This is a genomic window from Bartonella sp. WD16.2, from assembly GCF_002022505.1.
GTDB lineage: Bacteria > Pseudomonadota > Alphaproteobacteria > Rhizobiales > Rhizobiaceae > Bartonella.
Map to the genome: position 1 here is coordinate 1,155,001 of NZ_CP019781.1, position 22,197 is coordinate 1,177,197.

Consider the following 22,197-nt stretch of genomic DNA (forward strand, 5'->3'; position numbering starts at 1 on the left):
ATGAAAAAAAAGAAAATAATCAGTGCTTTTTTTATTGTTCTTATGCTTCTTATGCTTTGGATTAGCTATAAATGGCTAACACATTGGCGTTATATACTTACAACTGATGATGCTTATGTACAAGGGGATATAGCGGCTATTGCCCCTAAATTAAATGGATATATCGAAGAAATTGCTATTAAAGCCAATCAAGCTGTAAAAAAAGACGATATTTTATTTCGATTAGAAAGTGGTGATTATCAAATCAGCTTGGAGCAGACAAAAGCTCGTCTTGACACACAACAAAAAACCCTTGCACGCATTGATGCACAAATTATAGCTGCCCGTAGTGCTCTAGATGACGCTCAAGCACAAAAAACTGCTGCCTCTGCCATAGCAACTAATGCACAACTAACTTTACAGCGTACTACAGAACTTAAAGCTGATCATTATGTTTCTCAATCTAATTTTGACAATGCAAAATCAGCCTATGAACAAGCTATTGCCAATGTTGCTCGTACAGATGCACAAATAGCTGCAGCGCAGGCTAATATTCGAGTGTTAGAAGCTCAACGAAATGAAATTGAAAGTGAGACAAAAAGTCTTGAGCTTATGCGCGATAAAGCAAAACGCGATCTTGATTCAACTATTTTGCGTGCCCCATTTAATGGAGTTATTGGAAATTTAACAGCAAAAACAGGTGATTTTGTTGTCAACGGTCAACGCCTTGCTGCATTAGTACCCATCCATACACTATATATTGAAGCAAATTATAAAGAAACGCAATTGAAAAATATTTACAATGGACAAACTGCTTATATTTCTGTTGATGCTTTTAAAAATGAGGTTTTTAAAGGCAAAGTTCTTTCTATTTCACCTGCAACGGGAGCTATTTTTTCTCTCTTACCACCACAAAATGCCACAGGTAATTTCACTAAAATTACCCAGCGTATTCCAGTGCGCATTTCCATCCCCGATGATGCATTAAAAAGCGGGCGTATCCGAGCAGGAATGAGTGTTTTAGTAAAAATCGATACACGTACAAGGCCTCAAGATAAAAGTCCTTTATAACAAAATAAATGATTTATTCATGAAAAACCCAACATCCATACCTATTTCTTCTCAAAATCGTACAGAAATGCGTAAAATTATAGCATTCATTGCTATGACTTTTGGTATGTTCATGGCTATTTTAGATATTCAAATTGTTTCTTCATCTTTGGCTGAAATTCAAGCTGGTTTATCAGCCAGTCCTGATGAAATTTCATGGATTCAAACTTCCTATCTTATAGCAGAAGTTATTATGTTACCTCTTTCCGGCTTTTTAGGGCGTTTACTTTCAACACGTATTTTATTTAGTTTATCAACTGTCGGATTTACTATCTCATCTATTCTTTGTGCCACAGCAACATCCATTGAACAAATGATATTTTATCGAGTACTCCAAGGCTTTATTGGAGGGGGTATCATTCCTAGTGTTTTTGTTGCTTCTTATACAATTTTTCCTCCCTCTAAACGCCCAATTGTTTCGCCTATCGTTGGACTAGTAGCAACACTAGCACCCACCATTGGCCCCACAGTAGGTGGTTATCTCAGTCATACCTTATCGTGGCATTGGCTTTTTCTTATTAATGTGCCTTTTGGAATCATCATCTCAATTATAGCTTGGAAATTAATTGATTTTGATAAAGCTGATTTGTCCTTATTCGCTAAATTTGATTGGTGGGGCCTTATCTCTATGGCAATCTTCTTAGGATCTTTAGAATATGTTTTGGAAGAAGGTGCACGCCATGATTGGTTTAATGATAATTTGATCTTTAATTTTTTTATTATCATGCTCTTATCTGCTGGCATATTTTTCTGGCGTGCCTTTACTGTAAAAGAACCAATTGTTGACCTCACTGCTTTTTCCAATCGCAATTTCTCGATTGCAGCAATGTTTTCTTTTACGCTTGGGATAGGTCTTTATGGCCTTACCTATCTTTATCCTGTCTATTTAAGTCAAATCCGTCACTATGATGCCCTCATGATTGGAAATGCAGTTTTTATTTCAGGTTTAGCTATGTTTTTGACCGCTCCTCTTGCGGGATTCCTTTCTGCACGAATGGACGCACGTCTTATGATAGCTATAGGGCTTGCAAGCTTTGCGTGGGGAACCTGGTTGGCCACTTCCATCACAGATGATTGGGATTTCTGGGAGCTTTTTTGGCCGCAAATTTTTCGCGGTATTTCAGTTATGTTGTGTATGGTTCCTATTAATAATATTGCCTTTGGATCATTACCACCAGAACGAATGAAAAATGCCTCTGGTCTTTTCAATCTAACACGAAATCTTGGTGGTGCAGTGGGGCTTGCTATTATCAGCACTCTTATGATGCAACGTACTGACCTTCATTACGGACGAACAGCTGAAACTATTCAGCATGGAAATATTCAAGCAACAGAAATGCTTTCAAAGCTCACCATGCAGTTCAGCTCTGCTACTTTTGATCCCCACGGTCTTTCTTTGCTCCAACTTTTTAATATGGTTCTCATACAAGCACAAACCATGGCTTTTAGTGATATCTTTTTTATAATGACCATTCTTTTTAGTATTTTAACTTTTTGCACCACCTTCCTCAAAAAAACATCGATATCTACTAATATTTCTCCAAATCACTAATTTACATCGTAAAGTGTGAGAAAAACCTTGTATGTTGATTACTAAATAGCACAGTCTTATTCCTTTGCCATTTCAATTGTGTGCTTTATAAAGTAATATTACACATTTTAAAAAAGCTTAGATCACGTAAGATCGTAAAGGTTCAAAACCATTAAATGCCACAGATGCATAGGTTGTTGTGTAAGCGCCAGTTCCGTGAATTAACAATTCATCACCAATGGTTAAAGATAAAGGAAGAAGATAAGGTGTTTTTTCATACATGACATCTGCTGAATCGCATGTTGGACCCGCTAAAATACAAGGCTCCATTGCCTTACCATCATGAATTGTTTCAATAGGATAGCGAATAGCTTCGCCCATAGTTTCTGCAAGGCCATTAAATTTCCCCACATCAAGATAAACCCAGCGAATATTATCGCTATCTGCTTTTTTGGATATCAACACAACCTCTGTACGAATAACACCAGCATTGCCCACTATTGCACGCCCTGGTTCAATAATCGTTTCAGGGATACGATTACCAAAATGTTTTTTTAATGAATCAAAAATCATTATACCATAAACTTGAGTTGTAGGAACCTCTTTTAAATAACGTGCTGGAAAACCTCCCCCCATATTAACCAATTGCAACTGAATACCTTCTTTTTCCAAACGCTCAAAAACTAAAGCTACATCTGATAAAGCGTGATCCCAAGCATTTAAATGCGTCTGCTGAGATCCCACATGAAAAGACACACCATATGCTTGCAAGCCTAATTGGTGTGCCCGGCGTAGCACATCAACCGCCATATCGGGAACACAGCCAAATTTGCGTGATAATGGCCACTCTGCCCCCTCACCATTGGTAAGAATTCGGCAAAAAACGCGAGCCCCTGGTGCAGCACGAGCAATTTTTTCCACTTCTTCAACGCAATCAACTGCATAAAGGGAAATTCCAAGAGTATGTGCATAAGCAATATCACGTTCTTTTTTAATAGTATTCCCAAAAGAAATACGCTCAGCTGTTGCTCCTGCCTCTAAAGCCATTTCAATTTCTGCTACAGAAGCAGCATCAAAAGATGATCCTAAAGAAGCAAGCAAACTTAAAATTTCAGGTGCTGGATTCGCTTTAATCGCGTAGAAAATACGCGATTGAGGAAGAGCTTTTTCAAAATTTAAATAATTCTCACGGACAACATCAAGGTCAACAATCAAACATGGACCTTTTGGGCGATGTGTTGAAAGAAAATCGCGAATACGTTGCGTTGTCATTTGCAATTCTCCTTAAGGAAGACAAAAGCCTTCCTTTAAACCAAAGGACAAAATACACACAAACCACTATTTTTATCCTAGTTATTCAAATAATCAGGATAAATCAGCATTGTATGCAACGAAGGAACAGCGCGAAAATCGCATTGTTCTATTTTGTCTGCCTTTTTGATTGGAGTTGCACAAAAACTTCCGCACTGAAGGCAATGAGGTGTGCCTCTATAGTTATCCCAGCATTTTAAATAGCTGGAAGACACCAGAAAGGCCCGCACCGTCGTTGCTTCAAGATGTCCTCATTCTTTCGATTGGCCGTAAGAATGACTGGAGTGGTTAGTTCCAGGTACCGTACCGGTTAATCTCACCATTTGAGAACCGGCGGACACCCACAGGCACGTGCGACTTTGGGCAATGTCGCGTATAAGACTAATTTTTATTTATTTCAATCATTTTTTTTATTTTTAGATAAAAAAATAATTGATAAAAATACACTTTGTCTAAAAATGTAAATCCGCTTATTCCTATCTTCTGCGCGCAATAATAGGCTAACTAATAACCTTTATTCAAAGTGCCCTTTTAAAACAAAAGCTTTGAATATTTAAAACCAATCATCATCGTTCTTGATAGGAATGCATTGCACGTGATTTTAATAACTGGAACTGTTTATGACGTTCTCGAAAACGCTGTCTATCAGCGTCACTACGTGTATTATAACAAGCATCACACGACACACCCTCTTCATAATGAGGTGATAACTTGCTTTCAGCATTAAGAGGATAGCGACAAGCCCGGCACAATTCACGCCCACACTCTTCAAGACCGTGACTCACAGAAACGCGTTCATCAAAAACAAAGCATTCACCCCACCACAGGCTTTTTTCTTTTGGCATTGTTTCTAAATAGCGTAAAATACCTCCTTTTAAATGATAAACTTGATCATAACCAAGCCCACGCACATAAGCTGTTGACTTTTCACACCGTATACCACCTGTGCAAAACATGGCGATTTTCTTTTTCTTTTTCAAATCACCTTCATGCTTAGCTATCCATTCAGGGAATTCACGAAACGTTTTAATACGAGGATCAATTGCTCCTTGAAAACTACCCAATGCATATTCATAATCATTGCGTGTATCAATTAAAATTGTCTCTTCATCTTGTATTAAGGCATTCCAATCTTCAGGCTCTACATAAGTGCCAACAATTTCTAACGGATTAACACCCTCTACTCCCATTGTAACAATTTCTTTTTTTAACCGCACTTTCATACGATGAAAAGGCATTTTTGACGCCCATGAATATTTAAGTTCTGGCTCCTGCAAAGCAGGCTGTGCAGTAATAAAATGGACTAGCGCCTCAATTGCAGCACAAGAACCAGCAACTGTTCCATTAATACCCTCTTTTGCTAAAAGCAAGGTACCTTTGATGCCATTTGCCTGGCATAAATCCTGCAAGGGTTTTTGTAATTGATGATAATGTTTCAAATCTGCAAAACAATAAAGAGCAGCAACTTTAAAATTTTTTTCCATATTCTTGCAATAACCCGCGTTTCTTTCAGTTTCAAGACTTATTCATATTACTTTTTACATATTGTGCTAAAATTAAACTATACTCATCATATTATTGCATAGAGTAAAATTACCTTACACTCAAAATAGAGTGCCTTTCACTTCTTATTTAAAAATAAATTCCAATATTGTTGCTCATATAATTCAAAATGCTGTGTTCATAATGCATAGCGTGATATAGTTTCTTTTCTACCCTACAAAAGCACGTTCCACAACATACGTGGCCGGTGCATTATTTGCCCCTTCAATAAGTCCGAAAGATTCGCACATTGCTGCACAATCCTTCAGCATTGCCATTGAACCACAAATCATTACACGGTCTTCATCAGAATTAATTTTGGGCAAGCCAGCCATTTCAAAAAAAGCACCACTCTCCATTACATTAGTAATGCGCCCCATATATTCTGAAGGTTCGCGAGTAGTCATAGGATAAAATTTTAACTGCTGTGCATATTCACCAATTAAGGGATCTTGGTATAAAGATGCAACCAGATCTTTTGCATACGTCAACTCATTTTTCTCACGGGTTGTTTGAACAAGCACAACTTGAGAAAATTTCTCATAAGTTTCGGGATCACGAATAAGACTTGCAAAAGGAGCAACACCTGTACCTGTTGAAAGGAGATAAAGACGCTTTCCAGGAATAAGAGTATCAAGAACCAATGTTCCGGTAGACTTTTTACGCATTAAAACCGTATCACCAATTTTGATTTTTTGAAGATGTTCGGTCAATGGTCCTCCTGGGACTTTGATAGAAAAAAATTCTAACTGCTCATCCCAAAATGGACTGGCAATTGAATACGCACGATAAATTGGCTTTTCTGCATTTGGTAAGCCAATCATAACAAATTCGCCTGAGCGAAAACGAAAAGTTTCTGGCCGGTTCAGACGAAATTTAAACAAATGATCTGTATAATGGCAAACCTCCTGAACGGTGAGTGCAAATACATTGTCAGGAATCGGAAAGTTTGGTGCAACACTACTGATGTTTGATTGAACATTGGTGGTACATACACTCATAAAATTGTTCCTTATACCCTTATTGAACATTGAATTTCAAATTTTGTAAATGGTATAATGGTTGCACAACTATCTGCCAATATCTCTCTTAAACATATAAGCATTAAAATAACACTTTTAGAACTGAAACTAATCAAATAAAAACATCTGAAACAGATGTCTGTTATACCAAATAATCTTTTATCAAATAATCATTTTATAATGAATCAATTCAATTATACCATATTGCTAGCGTCAACACACAACCAATAACAAGCATGACTTGTTGTCAAAACTTAATCTTGAAAAACTGACAGCCTTAAACCTTAAAACAAAAATTTCTATTTCTTCTTTCAAAAGCAATTTAAATATTCACCATAAACAATACACATGCTTTATAATACTTGAGAATGCTTTTCACTTTTTCTATAGATTCATACAACGCATAGGAAATATCATTTGTTTCTAAAACATGCATTTAAACCAAAAATAGCTTGTTTGTTAATTATGGTATGAATTACGTGATCCCACAATACAGATCGGGAATAATATTCCATTGAGTATATCAAAGCTAAACATTTTATTTCAAAAGATTATTTTTATTATATATAATTCGGGATAATTTCAAAAATAAAAACAATAGCTGAATTCTCTGCACGAGTTTATACAAGAAACAACTCAAAAAAGACCTCGTGTTTATTATTGACACAGATAAGATTTTACAATGAATAAATCTATTGATTATGAAACAAAAACACCGTTTCCTTATACAGTTGTCGTAACTATTGATATTGGTGCCATTGTTGCTAACTACACAGCTTTAGCTCAACATGTTGCTCCTACAGAATGTTCAGCTGTCGTAAAAGCTAACGCTTATGGGATAGGTGTTGAAAAAGTTGCTCCTGCACTTTATCAGGCTGGTTGTCGTACTTTTTTTGTCGCTCAAATTAAAGAAGCACTTCAATTAAAAACCATTTTACCACCTGATGTTACTCTTGCCCTTCTTAATGGGCTTCCACCTACTGCAGAAGAACTTGTAGCTCAAGCTGGTATTGTCCCTGTTCTTAATTCTTGGCATGAAATTGAAAGTTGGCAACTACTTTGTCAAGAAAAGGGTAAAAAATTCCCAGCAATCGTTCAAATTGATACCAATATGAATCGGTTAGGTCTCGATCAAAAAGAATTACAACAACTTATCGAGCACCCTACCCTATTTGAAATAGCAGATATAAAATATATTATAAGTCATCTTTCTAATGGAGATGATTTCGCACACTCATCTAATTATACACAACTAACCGCCATGAAAGAAATGCTTGCACAATTACCTGCGTGTAAAGTTTCACTTGCTAATTCTGGAGGAATTTTCCTTGGTCCAGATTTTTATTTTGATCTTGTTCGTCCAGGCATTGCACTTTATGGAGTTAGTCTCCATGGAAAACACCCAGTACCCATCAAACCTGTCTTAAAACTTGAAGCTCAGGTTATTCAAAGCCGCTTTGTTGAAGAAGGTATGCCAATCGGCTATGGAAGGAGTTTTATTACCCCCCGGCCAAGTATTCTTACAACTATTTCTATCGGTTATGCTGATGGATGGATGCGCAATCTTTCTAATAAAGGTTCTGTTTATTTCAAAGGATACAAACTCCCCATCGTTGGACGAATCTCTATGGATTCTATAATTGTTGATGCAACCGACCTTGAACACAATAAACCTAAAAGAGGTGACTGGGTAGAGCTTATCGGAGAACATCAAACAATTGAAGATGTTTCTATAGATGCAAATACCGTTCCTCACGAAATTCTTTCTTCTCTTAGTGTTCGTTGTAAACGTATTTATATTTAAGCCATCAAAAAACTACTAATAAAATCAATTTCTGAAAATTAGTACTTAGAAAAAGGGAGCTCACTGATGTAACCTTAATACAAGCCTTTTTAGGAAAGACAAGATTATACTCATTCTCTATCTTTACAAGAATCAAATTTAATCAACATAATCAGATTTTCAGTGTCAAATATGTACTAAATGAATAGAGGGAATCTAACTTGTATTTGAATTCTTCTTCTTTTCTTTTATTCAATAAAATTGGCAGTAAATTCTCAATTTAATTTATAAGAATTTTCAAACACTTGTATTTAAAAACAAAGAAAATAGCCAATTCATAAGTCAATGACATAAGTGGAAAACTAATTTTTAACACAACAAAATTTGATAATACTCGTTATTTAATAAATAATTCTAAAAATCCACATAAAATGAGTGGATTTTATGATATTGAATACATTACACTAATGGTGGGCAAGAACAGATTAATGATCTATCGCCAGCAACATTATCAATGCGTGAAACAGGCGGCCAATATTTATTAGCTGGATCAACATGGCGGTTAGGAAAAGCAGCTTCTTGTCGTGAATAAGCCCTTTTCCAATGATCATCCAAAGTATCTGCCAATGTATGTGGTGCATTCACTAGTGGATTATCTTCTTTTGGCCAAACACCTTCACCGACTTGCTTAGCTTCCTCAGCGATAGATAATAAAGCATCACAAAAACGATCAATTTCTGCTTTTGGTTCTGATTCTGTTGGCTCAATCATCAAAGTTCCGGGAACTGGAAATGACATAGTTGGTGCGTGAAATCCATAGTCTATTAAACGTTTTGCAATATCATCAACACTAATCCCATATTGTTCTTTCAATAAACGTGTATCAACAATACATTCATGAGCAACATAACCATGCTTACCACGATAAAGAATAGAATAAGCCTTTGAAAGACGTGCAGCAATATAATTGGCATTTAGTATTGCTGTTTGTGTTGCATACTTCAAACCATCTGCTCCCATCATTCGAATATACATCCACGTAATAACAAGAATAGAAGCACTTCCATAAGGAGCTGCAGAAACTGCATGTGTTGTCTTATGCTGTTCATGACCAGGTAAAAATGGCTTTAAATGCTCTTTTACACCAATCGGCCCAACACCAGGGCCACCACCACCATGAGGAATTGCAAATGTTTTATGAAGATTCATATGGCAAACATCCGCACCCATATCTGCTGGACGTGCAAGACCTACAAGCGCATTTAAATTGGCCCCATCAAAATAAACTTGCCCACCATTTTCATGGATAATAGCGCAAATGTCTTTAATGCTTTCTTCATAAACACCATGCGTTGAAGGATAAGTAATCATCAAAGCTGCCAAACAGTCCTTATGCAACTGTGCTTTGGCTTTAAGGTCATTAATATCAACATCGCCATCATTTAAACACTGAACCACAACAACTTTCATACCGGACATATGAGCTGAAGCTGGGTTGGTACCATGTGCAGATGCGGGAACAAGACAAATATTACGTTGATGATCGCCACGAAATTGGTGATATCGACGAATAGCCAAAAGCCCGGCATATTCGCCCTGAGCACCAGAATTTGGCTGAAAAGAAACTTGAGCAAACCCTGTAATTTCACACAACCACGCATTTAGCTGACTGATCATTTCTCGATAACCCTCTTCGTCTCCTTGAGGAGCAAAAGGATGTATATTAGCAACCACAGGCCAGCTCACAGGTATTAATTCAGCCGCTGCATTAAGCTTCATTGTACAAGAGCCAAGCGGAATCATCGCTCGGTCCAGCGCTAAGTCTTTATCTGATAAGCGGCGTAAAAAACGCATCATATCTGTTTCTGAATGAATCGCCCTAAAAAATGGCTGTGAAAGAAAAGCAGCATCACGTTCTTTACCCAAAAGCTTTGAATCAGATTTGTCTGCTAGTTCTGCCCCAAAAAGCTGCGCTAAAGCACAGGCATCTTCTTCTGTTGATAATTCATCAAAATTGATTGCAACCCTATCACTGTCAATAACACGAATAAGATACCCCTTCTCTTTTGCTCGAGTCGCAATTTCTTGAGCTTTTCCTTCAATAAAAACACTAACACAATCAAAAAAGTGTCGATTTTCACAACGTATACCTGCTGCCTCTAAACCACTAGAAAAACGACATGTTAAATGGTGAATCCTTTTAGCAATCGCCTGCAAACCTTGTGGTCCGTGCCAAACAGCATAAGCTACAGCCATATTAGCCAATAAAGCCTGTGCTGTACATATATTTGATGTAGCTTTATCACGTCTAATATGTTGTTCACGAGTCTGCAATGCCAAGCGAAAACCAACACGTCCTTTCGTATCGACTGACTGACCAACAATACGTCCTGGAATCAAGCGCGTTAAAGCAGAACTCACAGCAAGATAACCCGCATGAGGACCACCAAAACCTATTGGAACACCATAACGTTGCATAGAGCCAACAACAATATCTGCACCCCATTTTGCTGGCGACTCCATAATAGTGAGAGCCAAAGGATCAGCAACAACAATTACCAGCGCTTCTTTTGCTTTTGCTTCTTTAATGACTTCACTGTAATCGTTAAAACAACCTTTTGTATCCGGCCATGATAAAACAATAGCTGCTGTATCTGCGCAAATTTCACTATGCGTGTTTATGTGAACACCCTGCGTCTCAGCACGAGTTTGAATGACACTCAAAGTTTGAGGATGCAATAAACTTTGAATCAAAATTTTTGTTTTCTTTTCACGGGCAAAACGGAAAGCTACTGCATTAGCTTCAGCTAAAGCTGTTGCTTCATCCAAAAGTGAAGCAGCAGCAACAGGTAAACCTGTCAATTCACTGATCAATGTTTGAAAATAAAATAATAATTCTAAACGACCCTGGCTAATCTCTGCTTGATAAGGTGTATAAGCAGTATACCAAGCTGGATTTTCAAAGAGATTGCGTAAAATAACAGATGGTACACATGTTCCATAATATCCCTGGCCAATAAAATTTTTGCGCAAACGATTACGCTCCATCATTTTGGATAGCTCTTCTAAAGCCTGTTTTTCACTTGCTGCTTGCGGCAAATTAAGTGGACGCTCTAAATGAATAGACTGAGGTATAGCTTGAGAGATCAATGTTTCAACTGAATCAAGAGCTAAAATATCTAGCATTTCTTGTGTTTCACCAGGTCGAATCCCAATATGTCGAGAAAAAAAACGACGTTCTTGCATAGCACTCACCCAATCAACGCTTTGTACGCATTTTCGTCTAGCAATCCATCAAGTTGTGCTTCATCTTGTAGCGTCATTTTCCATAACCAACCTTCTTCTTCGGCTTTTTGATTTACCAATGCAGGATCATCTGCCAATGCCTCATTAATTTCGACAACTTCGCCATCGATAGGTGCATAAACATCTGAAGCTGCTTTAACCGATTCCACGACAGCAGCAGAATCTCCCTTGGACAATTGTGTGCCACTTTGTGGCAAATCAACAAAAACCAAATCACCTAACTGTTCTTGAGCATGATGAGTGATCCCAACAGTGGCTACTTTCCCTTCAATACTGATCCATTCATGATCTTGTGTAAAATAAATCTTAGACATAGAATATTACCCTTTAAAATAACGTTGCTTAATAAAAGGGAGTAAATGAACAGACAGCGCAATCTTTTTACCACGCAATTCAGTAAATACTTCTGTTCCTTCAGCCTTCAAATCAACAGGGACATAGCCCATTGCTACTGGACCATCAAAAGAAGGACCAAAACTCCCCGATGTTACTACTCCAATCTGATTACCCTTATCATCTAGAAGAACCGCACCCGCGCGTACAGGTTGACGCGTTTGTGGTTTTAGACCGACACGACAACGTGATGGTCCCTTTTCATATGCTTCAAGAAAAGCTTTCGCTCCATAAAATTCAGCTTTTTCGCGAACACTTTTGGAAACAGCCCATGTCAGTGCAGCTTCAATAGGGTTGATGTCAGGTGTAATATCGTTGCCATGTAAACACAATCCCACTTCTAACCGAAGACTATCACGTGCTGCAAGACCAATCCACTCAACACGATGGTCACTAAGCAACCTCTCCACTAATTGGTGGGCTTGGTCTTCTGGCAACGCAATTTCAAAACCATCCTCCCCTGTATAACCAGAACGTGTTACAAACCAATCTTTGCACGGTTCAAATCCTTGCATAAATAACAGTTCATTACCAGGCAACCCCGCATCAGCTATAACAGATGCAGCTTGTGGCCCTTGAAGAGCAAGAAGTACTCTTTCAAGTGCGCTCACATGACAATCAAAGTTAGTAGCACGTTTTTTAAGTTCAGCAAGATCAGCTTGTGCATTACCTGCATTAACTACCAGTATAAAACGGTGATTCCCTAAACGAGTAAGAATAAGATCATCAAGAATACCAGCCTGTTCATTAAGTAAATAGTTATACCGTGATTGGCGCTCTTTTAAAAATGCAGCATCTACAGGAAGGGCGTAGGATAAAAATTCGGTTGATTGTGATCCTTCAACAACGATCAATTTCATATGAGAAATATCAAAAAGACCAGCATGAGCACGAGTATGAAGATGTTCTTTTAAAACTCCTAAAGGATAAGTTAAAGGCATCATCCAACCAGCAAAAGGACCAAATTTTGCTCCTGCTTTTTCGTGCAATTTATGTAAGGGAAGATTTTTAAAAGAAGATGTTTCAGGTTTTTGCGATAGTGTATTCATAATTTCTCCAAAGTCGCACCATCACTACATAATATGGTAACTTCTATTCTTATCTATCATAAGCCTTAAGGAATTTACTAGAAATGTTTAAATTGTTGGCATGAATCCAGCCATTTTTCGAATCAGCTTTTTATAGCCTTTATGGTTTTTAAAATTATAGACTATTTCCCCTTTAGCGATGGTGTGAAAATTTGCGTTTTGCTTCCTTACGTATAAGAATGAAGGTAATGATAACGCTTTTTCTGACATATTGTTATTTATATTCTATCTTCTCCATACTGTCATTAGCAAATTGATTAGTATTCCCTAAATTTTAAGTTTTTTGGTATACATAAGCTATTTTAAAGATTTTGAAATTATGTGGATTCTTTTTTAAGAATTATTGCGTTAAAATAAGGGGAAAGTACAAGGGTTATAAACAAAAAAGATAATTCAAAATTTTAAAGAAGCATTATACTGTTTAGCAATAATCTAATCATAATGATAAGATTTGGTAATATTTAATAGTGGATATTTTTGATAAATTATAAAGCTCTATTTAAAGGCATCTTATATTTTTATTTCCATTTTCTCATATATTTTCTCTCGTAAATGAGAGGGTATAAAGTTGCAGTTTTTTATCACTCATAGACAAATAAAGTATTTTATAGAGATAAGTTAATTTATAATATAGTCTTTCTTATACCTAAATGATATTATAAACTGTGGTTGTTTTGGCACCAAACTACATCAAATAAAGGTCACAAATATTTATGAAAGCTGGCAATATCTACTATAATTGTGAAAATGATTTGCCAAAGCAGATTGCTCTTTTCCCCTTAGAAGGTGCATTGTTGTTACCCGGTGGTTTTCTATCACTTAATATTTTTGAACCGAATACTCTTGAAATGGTTGAAGATGTAATGGCATCCAATCGTCTATTAGGGATGATTCAACCACTTTCATCGGATATAGATAGCTTATCTAAACAACTTTATAAAATAGGATGTATAGGTCGTATTACAAATTACAATGAAACAGGTAATGGGCGGCTTTTTATTATACTCCAAGGAATTTGCCGTTTCACTTTGGAACAAGAATTAGTGAACACAAAATCTTATAGGGTTGCTGTTATTCGATCAAACACAAAAGATTTGCAAGAATCTGATGTTTCAGAAGACATTAACCGAGAAAATTTATTAAGCACTGTTGAACATTATTTAACTATTCATGAAATGGAACATCATTGGAATAGTATTATGCAAACACCCACGTCTGTATTAGTGAATACTCTCTCAATTCTTATACCTTTTGCGCCTGCAGAAAAACAAGCTTTGTTGGAAGCACCAGATATTGCAAGTCGTGCCCAAACTCTTCTTGCTTTAACTGAGCGTTCACTTATGAAAGAAAAAGGAACATATCATCGGTTAAATTAATGGATCTAAAAATATGAAAAAAATGATTACTGATCCCAAAATGCTTGAATTGCTTGTTTGTCCAATTACAAGAGGAACACTTTCTTTAAACCGAAAAACACAAGAATTAATTTCACTTAAAGCGAATTTGGCTTACCCTATTCGTGATGGTGTTCCTATTATGCTTGCTTCAGAGGCTCGTTCTTTACAACCAAATGAAAAATAGCCTTTTTATTAAGAAGTAATTTGCAGATCAATTTAAAAGCTATAAAGATTCTTCCTCAATCAATCTTTATGCATTTTTTACAAAAGAACTGCTTTATTTAAAATGAGATTATATTTTTGCTCCATATATATTGTGAGAATTAGGTCTTTATGGTTGGGAAATGAGCCGACTTTTGTGCTGTAAGTAAAATAAAATTTTGATTGTTTTTTCTGACTAACAGCGTAAATAGCTTGAAAATTCCAAACAGATTCAAAAAATCTTAGAAACAATTTATGTATAGCTTCACATTTTAAATAACGAAATGAAGAAGATTTTATCAGTGCAATAAATAATGTCAGTATTCAATATATTTGTAGAGTCATTATTCAAAAGTTTTTAAAGTATAATAATTGAAATTGACAAAAAATAAGGAACTCAATAAATTGAGGTCGTATCAAGAAGGTATTTGTATAGCTTGATATATAATATTCAAATTTTTTTTTATTTTCAAAAGTTTAACAGAAACGGTACATTATAAATGTGAAGCCGTTATAGTGTTATGATCACGATAAATATGCATAGCTGATTAATTAAATCATTATGGAGCACTGAATTGAGCTTAAAAACAACGTAAAGATTATTTTATGCCTCTTAATTAACTTATCTTTTCCTTGTTACAGTACAAAGAAAGAGGTTGATAATATGTTAATTTTTGTACAATGGGAAAAGATAGGAGTGTAGAAAAATGAATTTCAAAGTCGCAGTTGTTGGTGCAACCGGGAATGTTGGTCGTGAAATGTTGGCAATTTTGGAAGAGAGAGGTTTTCCTGCCAGTAAAATAATTCCTTTAGCTTCACGGCGTTCATTAGGGCAAAGTGTTTCTTATGGTGATAAAACTTTAAAGGTAAAAGCACTTGATACATATGATTTTTCTGATACAGATTTATGCCTTATGTCTGCTGGAGGAAGTGTTTCTAAAGAATATGCTCCCAAGATTGGTGCAACTGGTTGTGTGGTAATCGATAATTCGTCCACTTGGCGTTATAATCCTGATATTCCTTTAATTGTACCTGAAGTTAATGCAAAAGCTATAAGCGGTTTTTCTAAACATAATATTATTGCTAATCCTAATTGTTCAACAATTCAACTTGTTGTTGCTTTAAAACCTCTTCATGATGCAGCAATTATTAAGCGCGTTGTTGTCTCTACCTATCAATCAGTTTCCGGGGCCGGTAAAGTGGGGATGGATGAATTGTTCGAACAGTCAAGAGCAGTTTTTGTTGCCGATCCAATTTCATCAAAAAAATTCACCAAACGCATTGCTTTTAATATCATTCCCCACATCGATGTTTTTATGGAAGATGGTTATACTAAAGAGGAATGGAAAGTAATGGCTGAAACAAAAAAGATTCTTGATCCTAGGATCAAATTAACAGCTACTGCTGTTCGAGTTCCTGTTTTTATCAGTCATGCTGAAGCTGTTAATGTTGAATTTGAAAAAACATTGAGTGCTGATGAAGCGCGAACCATTTTACGCGATGCACCAAGCTGCCAACTTATTGATAAATGTGAAGACGGTGGTTATATCACTCCTTATGAGTGCACTGGTGAAAATGATGTTTTTATTAGTCGCGTCCGTGAAGATATTACTGTTGAAAATGGTCTAACTTTTTGGGTTGTTGCTGATAATTTGAGAAAAGGAGCAGCATTGAATGCAATTCAAATTGCTGAGTTGCTTGTCTCTAATGGTTTGATCAAACCTAAAGTAGCTGCTTAAATAAAAACAGTAATATAAGGCAAAAAAATTGTTGTATGCTATGAAATGGATTTTTAAAAATTTAGCAGAGTTTTTTGATTAAATTTGAAATTGAAATGTTTGAAAAACATATTTATTGGAATAACAGGTATTCATAGCAAAAAATAACATTATCTTTTCAATAAAAATGATTGAATATTCTATTAAGCTTTTATACTCTTTAATTTTCTTCCTAAAAATATTGAGTATATTGGGCTTTCCCTTAAAAAATCTTGAAAAGTATAAGAAAGATAAACACATATGACATTGAATAAATTGTCTTGGTATATTGTAGTCGGAGTATCTCTTTTTCTTTCCGCATTTTTTTCTCATGTTCCTTTTGCTGTAACAGCAGATAAGTCAAAAATTAAACTTAGTGTTATGGAAGGAGAAGAAGCAACTGTTTGGAAGGTTGCTGTTGAGCAGGCTAAAAAAACTGGCTTGGATGTTGAGCTTGTTTATTTTTCTGATTACACTTTGCCTAATGATGCTGTTAATGCAGGAGATATTGATGCGAATGCTTTTCAACATACTCCTTATTTGAATAATCAAATTATGCAGCATGGTTATAAACTTTCAGTTGTTGGTTATACATTTATCTCTCCAATTGGTGTTTATTCACGTAAAATTAAAGATATAAAAGATCTACGTGATGGAGCAAGTATTGGCATCCCTAATGATCCATCAAATGGTGGAAGGGCTTTGCTTCTTCTTGATTCTTTAGGTTTTATTAAGTTAACAAATCCTCAGAATGTTCTTTCATCTCCATTTGATATTGTTGAAAATACTAAAAATTTAAAGATTCGCGAATTGGATGCTGGCATTCTAGGACGAGCAATTAATGATTTTGATATTGTGATTGTAAATACAAATTGGGCTTTGACTACTGGGTTGGATTTACAAAAAGATGTTATTGCATGGGAAAAAGTAGAAAATAATCCCTATAATAATGTTATTGTCGTGCGCACTATTGATAAAGATAAGCCATGGGTTAAAAAATTGGTAGCTGCTTATAATAGCGAACCTGTACGTGCAAAACTTAAAGAGGTTTTTGGTACAGCTGTTCAAACGTCTTGGTAATGACGAATGGAAACCTCTGTTCTTATTTCTTTAAAAAATGTTAGTCGCTATTTTTCTAGTGCAGCGTCTACTCCAGCAATTGATAACTTATCTCTCGATATCCATGCAGGTGAGATTCTTGGCATTATCGGGCGTAGTGGTGCAGGAAAATCTACACTTATGCGCTGTTTAAATGGGTTAGAACAGATTGATGAAGGAGGCATTTTTTTTGAAGGTGTTAATGTTTCAAATTTGACAGAAACAGAATGGGCTCCTTATCGTCAACGTATTGGGATGATTTTTCAACATTTTAACCTTTTATCTTCGCAAAAAGTTATTGATAATATTGCGTTACCTCTCAAATTAGCAGGTGTAAATAAAAAACAACGTTACCAACGTTCTTTTGAGCTTATTGAATTAGTAGGATTATCTGGAAAAGAGTATCGTTATCCTGCAGAACTTTCAGGGGGACAAAAACAGCGTGTTGGAATTGCACGTTCTTTAGCGGCTAATCCTAAAATATTATTATCAGATGAAGCAACTTCTGCGCTTGATCCTGAAACAACGCAATCTATTTTAGAGCTCCTTGCTGATATTAATAATCGTCTCAATTTAACTATTGTACTTATTACGCATGAAATGGAAGTTGTTCGTGCGATTGCGCATCGTGTTGTTGTGTTGAATCAAGGGCGTATTGTAGAAGAAGGATGTGTGAAAGATATTTTTACATCACCACAAGAAGACACAACAATTGCTATGTTGAAACTTGTAACGCCACAGCTTCCTAAAGAATTGGCACAAAAACTTAAATCAACAGGTCAAGAAGCTGTTGTTGAAATTAATATCGCTGGTGAAATTGCTCAGCAACCTTTTTTAAGTCTTCTTGAAGATGAAATAGGATTAAGAGTACGTATTTTGCATGGTGGTATTGATACAGTTCAGGGTGAAGTTATAGGTCGCCTTTTTTTAGGTCTTCCAAGTCAAAATAAAGTAGCTTTAGAAAAAGCGGTCAGATGGTTAACAGAAAAAGGACGATATTGTGAGGTTTTAGGTTATGTTTAATATTCTTTTTCATGAGCTTCCTGGTGCTGTTTTTGATACATTATTTATGACAATTAGTGCTTCTTTTATGGCATTTATTATAGGTCTTCCGCTTGGTTTGTTGCTTTACACAACTGCGCATGGAAGTCTTTTTTCATCACGTCTTATTAATCGTCCTTTAAGTATTATTATCGATAGTGTGCGTGCTATTCCTTTTATAATTCTTGCTTTTTATCTTCTTCCTGTTACGCGTATTGTTGTGGGAAGTGGTGTGGGAATTTTTTCCGTGATTTTTGTTCTCACTATTTCAGCCATTCCTTTTTATGCTCGTATAGCAGAATTATCTTTTAAAACAGTTGAATATAGTTTGGTTGAAGCTGTTCGTTCTATGGGAGCTAGTCGTTTTCAAATTGTTAGATATGTACTTATTCCAGAAGCGCTTTCCAGTTTAATTACTGGTTTTACTGTTATGGTGATTTCTCTTATCAGTGCCACTTCACTTGCTGGATATCTTGGTGGTGGAGGTTTAGGTGATATGGCGATCCGCTACGGTTATCAGCGTTATAATACCTCTATTATGACAATAGTTATTATCTTTTTGATTATTCTTAATATTTTGTTCAATGGTTTGGTAACCGAGTTGCGCAGAAATTTGATAGAACGAAGCATTAAGAAATTGAAGAGTTTATTTCTTTCTCTTCAATCATAGCAATAATAAGCCAATGTGCGATAAGTGCTGGATTTTTTAATTTATTGATTTCTATTGTAGTTTTATAATGAAAGACGATTCTACCAGAGGGGCGAATTTTTGCGTCATCTAAAATAAAACGGGCGCGTATTTGTGCACCTGTTTTTACAGGACTCATGAAGCGTATTTTGTCAAAACCATAGTTAATTTCCATTGTTGCACCTTCTAATTTTGGTAATGCTTCATAGGCCAGTGTAGATAATAGCGACAATGTCAGAAAACCATGAGCAATAGTACCACCGAAAGGTGTTTTTTTTGCTTTTTCTTCATCTACGTGGATCCATTGATGATCATCTGTTGCAGATGCAAATTGGTTAATCATATCTTGTGTAACTAAGCGCCATTGGGATAAACCAATTTCTTTTCCAATGAGATTTTTTATATCTTGTATTGTTATTTTTCGTTGCATAATGCTATTCCTGTTTTATTTGACAAGAGCTTATACATTCTTCCTTGCTTTTATAAAATCCATTGATTAGAGCATCAATTATAAAAGATGAAATATTTTACAGACAAGTTATGCTCTGCGAATAAATAATTTTCCTTTTTTGGGTGGAAAAGAATAATGGCAAGTAATGTAAAATTGACAGGTTTAGCACGTGATTTGAAACAGCGGGCAGAAAATTATCAACCCATTCGTATTGGACTTATTGGTTGTGGTGAAATGGGAACAGATTTATTGTCAAGTGTTGTACATATGGATGGTATAACAATTGCAGCTGTTGCTACTCGAACACCATCACGTGTTTTTGATGCAGCTGTTTTAGCATATGGTGAAGAAGGTTATGTACGTGAAGTTGAAAACGCTACAGCTTTGACTCAAACGATTGAAAGAGGTTTAATTGCTGTTACGGATGATCTTGATCTTGTTTTGGGTAATGAGCAAATTGATATTGTAGTTGATGCAACAGGTCATCCTGAAACAGGCGCTAAAGTTGGTCTTAAAGCGCTTGAAAATAATAAGCATCTTGTCATGATGAATGTCGAAGCAGACGTTACAATTGGTGCTTATCTTAAGCATGAGGCGGATAAACGAGGTTTAATTTATACACTTGGTGCTGGTGACGAACCTTCTTCTTGTATGGAACTTATTGAATTTGTTTCAGCTCTTGGGCATAAGATTGTTGCAGCTGGTAAAGGAAAAAATAATCCTCTTATTTTTGATGCTACACCAGATTTGTATGAAGAAGAAGCTTTGCGACGAAATATGAATGTTCGCATGTTAGTTGAATTTATTGATGGATCTAAAACGATGGTTGAAATGGCAGCCATTGCTAATGCCACAGGTCTCCTGCCAGATTGTCCTGGAATGCACGGTCCACAAGCAGCACTTGAAGATTTAAACAAAGTACTTATTCCAAAAGAAGATGGTGGTATTTTGAATAGATACGGTGTTGTAGACTATTCAATAGGTCAAGGAGTATCGCCTGGTGTTTTTGTAATCGCTGAAATAATGCACCCGCGTTTACGCGAACGTATGAAAGATTTAAAAGTTGGGGAAGGGCCATATTTTACCTTTTATCGTCCATATCATTTAACCTCGATGGAGGTTCCACTTACCTGCGCACGTGCTGTACTTTATGGTAAATCAGATATGGCACCACTTAATTATCCAGTAGCAGAAGTTTGTGCTGTTGCAAAAAAAGATCTTTATCCTGGTGATCAACTAGATTCGATTGGTTTATATAGCTACCGTGCTTGGACAATGAGTGCCTCAGAAGCGCGTATACACAAAGCTATTCCTTGCGGTCTTCTAGAAAAAGCAACAATTATATCCGAGATTAAAAAGAATGAAATTATCACAGAATATAATACCACCCTTTGCGAAGATCAGTACATTGTACACCTTCGTTCTCAACAGAATCTTTTATTCAAAAAAGAGGCTTTATTTTAAATTAAATTAATATTTTTCCAAGTATATTTTTTATTTATACACATATTATTTATCTAAGTCGTTATTTGTTATTTTTTTTCATTGCTTTCTTTTTGTCACCTCCACTTCTGTCATAGTTTTGTAACTTTTCCTAAAACAAGCTGCAAATCATTGTTCATAACATTTTATTACCAATATAATGAAAATACAATGTAGTCTTACTGGTTATGGTTTGATAATTAATGATTTGTATTTGGTAAATTATTTTTTTAAATGTAAGAATAAGAAATACTAAAAAATAATAATGTATAATATTATATTTTACAATTCTTTAAAATATTAGGAACCTTTCTAGTCAAACTTTTGAAATATATGTTTGCCGATGAATTATGCGATTAAATTGTTAATAGTTATTTTTTCTTTACAGTTCATTTAAAAAATTGTTTAAATCTGGTTATATTCATAAATGTTTTATACTAGCAACATGCTGAACGTAGAATAAATGTTAGTAAAATTTTTTTATGTTATTTAAAAAGTTCATGGTGTTTTTGTGCCATAGTTTGACTATTAATTTGTATTTTAATGCAAAGTGGTATCCTTAACTATTTCCATGGACTATTTAGAATGACCACCATTCTAGCTAGATTTAGCATGTTTTATTCCTGATCACTTTCCCTTCTTCTATCCCTAAATTAGATCGTATCTTAATTCTACAATAACATGTTCCCCCATCTTCGACTTTTAACCCAGTTTAAAAATTCTTTTCTATGTATAATTCAACGTGATCAGTTCTTGTTATTAAAATTGTTACAGTTAAAAATAAAAACTTTTTTAAGTATTCGTAATAATTTTCCTCCTTAAACTTAAAAAGTAACAAAGTAATAGATAATTCCCTCGTTGCATTATTAATGATAAGATCAAGCTCTAGACTAAATGATCTTACCCTTCCCAATCAAAAAAACAGCCATTTCGCCATTCCAAATCAGCAAATTTATAAAACTTTGCAAAAAGAAGAACCCGCTATATGTGTGCAAAATTTCCATATTTCCATTGCCA

At 35.5% G+C, this 22,197-nt stretch carries 16 protein-coding genes and 1 pseudogene (1 of these 17 only partly in view); 10 read left to right on the forward strand and 7 right to left on the reverse strand.

The features are described 5' to 3' along the window. Together BWD162_RS04940 and BWD162_RS04945 are read left to right on the forward strand one after the other, a co-directional pair. Positions 1 to 1,050, forward strand: partial view of an HlyD family secretion protein gene (locus tag BWD162_RS04940; RefSeq protein WP_078705680.1) — the 3' portion only. It extends 48 nt beyond the left edge of the window; the window shows 1,050 of its 1,098 coding nt (coding positions 49-1,098); the start codon falls outside the window, past its left edge; it ends in the stop codon at positions 1,048 to 1,050. A gap of 19 nt (positions 1,051 to 1,069) precedes the next feature. Continuing rightward, positions 1,070 to 2,641 (forward strand): DHA2 family efflux MFS transporter permease subunit, encoded by a 1,572-nt coding sequence (locus BWD162_RS04945; RefSeq protein WP_078705681.1) that lies wholly within the window; start codon positions 1,070 to 1,072, stop codon positions 2,639 to 2,641. 117 nt (positions 2,642 to 2,758) lie between these two features. Here BWD162_RS04945 and BWD162_RS04950 read toward each other — a convergent pair whose 3' ends face one another. From BWD162_RS04950 to BWD162_RS04960, 3 genes are all read right to left on the reverse strand, one after another. After that, a complete protein-coding gene (locus tag BWD162_RS04950) occupies positions 2,759 to 3,892 on the reverse strand; it encodes a type III PLP-dependent enzyme (RefSeq protein ID WP_078705682.1) in 1,134 nt (377 codons plus the stop codon). A 605-nt stretch (positions 3,893 to 4,497) separates the two neighbouring features. Beyond that, complete coding sequence (gene trhO, locus BWD162_RS04955; protein WP_078705683.1) at positions 4,498 to 5,415, reverse strand: oxygen-dependent tRNA uridine(34) hydroxylase TrhO; 918 nt, start codon at positions 5,413 to 5,415, stop codon at positions 4,498 to 4,500. Between the two features lie 228 nt (positions 5,416 to 5,643). Continuing rightward, positions 5,644 to 6,474 carry a ferredoxin--NADP reductase gene (locus BWD162_RS04960; protein WP_078705684.1) on the reverse strand — a complete coding sequence of 277 codons (831 nt, stop codon included), beginning with the start codon at positions 6,472 to 6,474 and terminating at the stop codon, positions 5,644 to 5,646. Positions 6,475 to 7,177: 703 nt separating this feature from the next. Between BWD162_RS04960 and alr the strand changes: the two genes are divergently transcribed. Further along, positions 7,178 to 8,299, forward strand: a complete 1,122-nt coding sequence (gene alr / locus BWD162_RS04965; RefSeq protein ID WP_078705685.1) for an alanine racemase — start codon at positions 7,178 to 7,180, stop codon at positions 8,297 to 8,299. 438 nt (positions 8,300 to 8,737) lie between these two features. Here the strand turns inward: alr and gcvP are convergent, their stop codons facing one another. From gcvP to gcvT, 3 genes are read right to left on the reverse strand one after another with little or no spacing between them, the layout of a single operon-like run. Further along, positions 8,738 to 11,524, reverse strand: coding sequence for an aminomethyl-transferring glycine dehydrogenase (gcvP, locus tag BWD162_RS04970; RefSeq protein WP_078706147.1), 2,787 nt, complete (start codon positions 11,522 to 11,524; stop codon positions 8,738 to 8,740). Positions 11,525 to 11,529: 5 nt separating this feature from the next. Then, complete coding sequence (gcvH, locus tag BWD162_RS04975) at positions 11,530 to 11,898, reverse strand: glycine cleavage system protein GcvH (protein WP_078705686.1); 369 nt, start codon at positions 11,896 to 11,898, stop codon at positions 11,530 to 11,532. A 6-nt stretch (positions 11,899 to 11,904) separates the two neighbouring features. Continuing rightward, entirely contained in the window at positions 11,905 to 13,026 is a 1,122-nt protein-coding gene (gene gcvT / locus BWD162_RS04980; protein WP_078705687.1) for a glycine cleavage system aminomethyltransferase GcvT, read from the reverse strand. 752 nt (positions 13,027 to 13,778) lie between these two features. Here gcvT and BWD162_RS04985 point away from each other — a divergent pair. From BWD162_RS04985 to BWD162_RS05010, 6 genes and pseudogenes are all read left to right on the forward strand, one after another. Then, on the forward strand, positions 13,779 to 14,441 hold the full coding sequence (locus tag BWD162_RS04985) for an LON peptidase substrate-binding domain-containing protein (protein WP_078705688.1): 663 nt from the start codon (positions 13,779 to 13,781) through the stop codon (positions 14,439 to 14,441). A gap of 13 nt (positions 14,442 to 14,454) precedes the next feature. Beyond that, positions 14,455 to 14,646 carry a Trm112 family protein gene (locus BWD162_RS04990; RefSeq protein WP_078705689.1) on the forward strand — a complete coding sequence of 64 codons (192 nt, stop codon included), beginning with the start codon at positions 14,455 to 14,457 and terminating at the stop codon, positions 14,644 to 14,646. 724 nt (positions 14,647 to 15,370) lie between these two features. Further along, positions 15,371 to 16,402, forward strand: coding sequence for an aspartate-semialdehyde dehydrogenase (locus BWD162_RS04995; protein ID WP_078705690.1), 1,032 nt, complete (start codon positions 15,371 to 15,373; stop codon positions 16,400 to 16,402). 279 nt (positions 16,403 to 16,681) lie between these two features. Beyond that, on the forward strand, positions 16,682 to 17,500 hold the full coding sequence (locus BWD162_RS05000) for a MetQ/NlpA family ABC transporter substrate-binding protein (RefSeq protein WP_078705691.1): 819 nt from the start codon (positions 16,682 to 16,684) through the stop codon (positions 17,498 to 17,500). A gap of 6 nt (positions 17,501 to 17,506) precedes the next feature. Then, positions 17,507 to 18,541 carry a methionine ABC transporter ATP-binding protein gene (locus BWD162_RS05005; protein WP_078705692.1) on the forward strand — a complete coding sequence of 345 codons (1,035 nt, stop codon included), beginning with the start codon at positions 17,507 to 17,509 and terminating at the stop codon, positions 18,539 to 18,541. Then, positions 18,534 to 19,192 (forward strand): annotated as a pseudogene (locus BWD162_RS05010) (methionine ABC transporter permease). The gene BWD162_RS05005 and the pseudogene BWD162_RS05010 overlap by 8 nt, the downstream one beginning before the upstream one ends. On the opposite strand, the gene BWD162_RS05015 reads toward BWD162_RS05010, so the two are convergent. Beyond that, positions 19,189 to 19,677 (reverse strand): MaoC family dehydratase, encoded by a 489-nt coding sequence (locus tag BWD162_RS05015; RefSeq protein ID WP_078705693.1) that lies wholly within the window; start codon positions 19,675 to 19,677, stop codon positions 19,189 to 19,191. The pseudogene BWD162_RS05010 and the gene BWD162_RS05015 overlap by 4 nt on opposite strands. A 156-nt stretch (positions 19,678 to 19,833) precedes the next feature. Here BWD162_RS05015 and BWD162_RS05020 point away from each other — a divergent pair, with 156 nt between their 5' ends. After that, the gene (locus BWD162_RS05020; RefSeq protein WP_078705694.1) at positions 19,834 to 21,162 is read left to right on the forward strand and encodes an NAD(P)H-dependent oxidoreductase; all 1,329 of its coding nucleotides are present in this window, start codon (positions 19,834 to 19,836) and stop codon (positions 21,160 to 21,162) included. Positions 21,163 to 22,197: the final 1,035 nt, after the last annotated feature.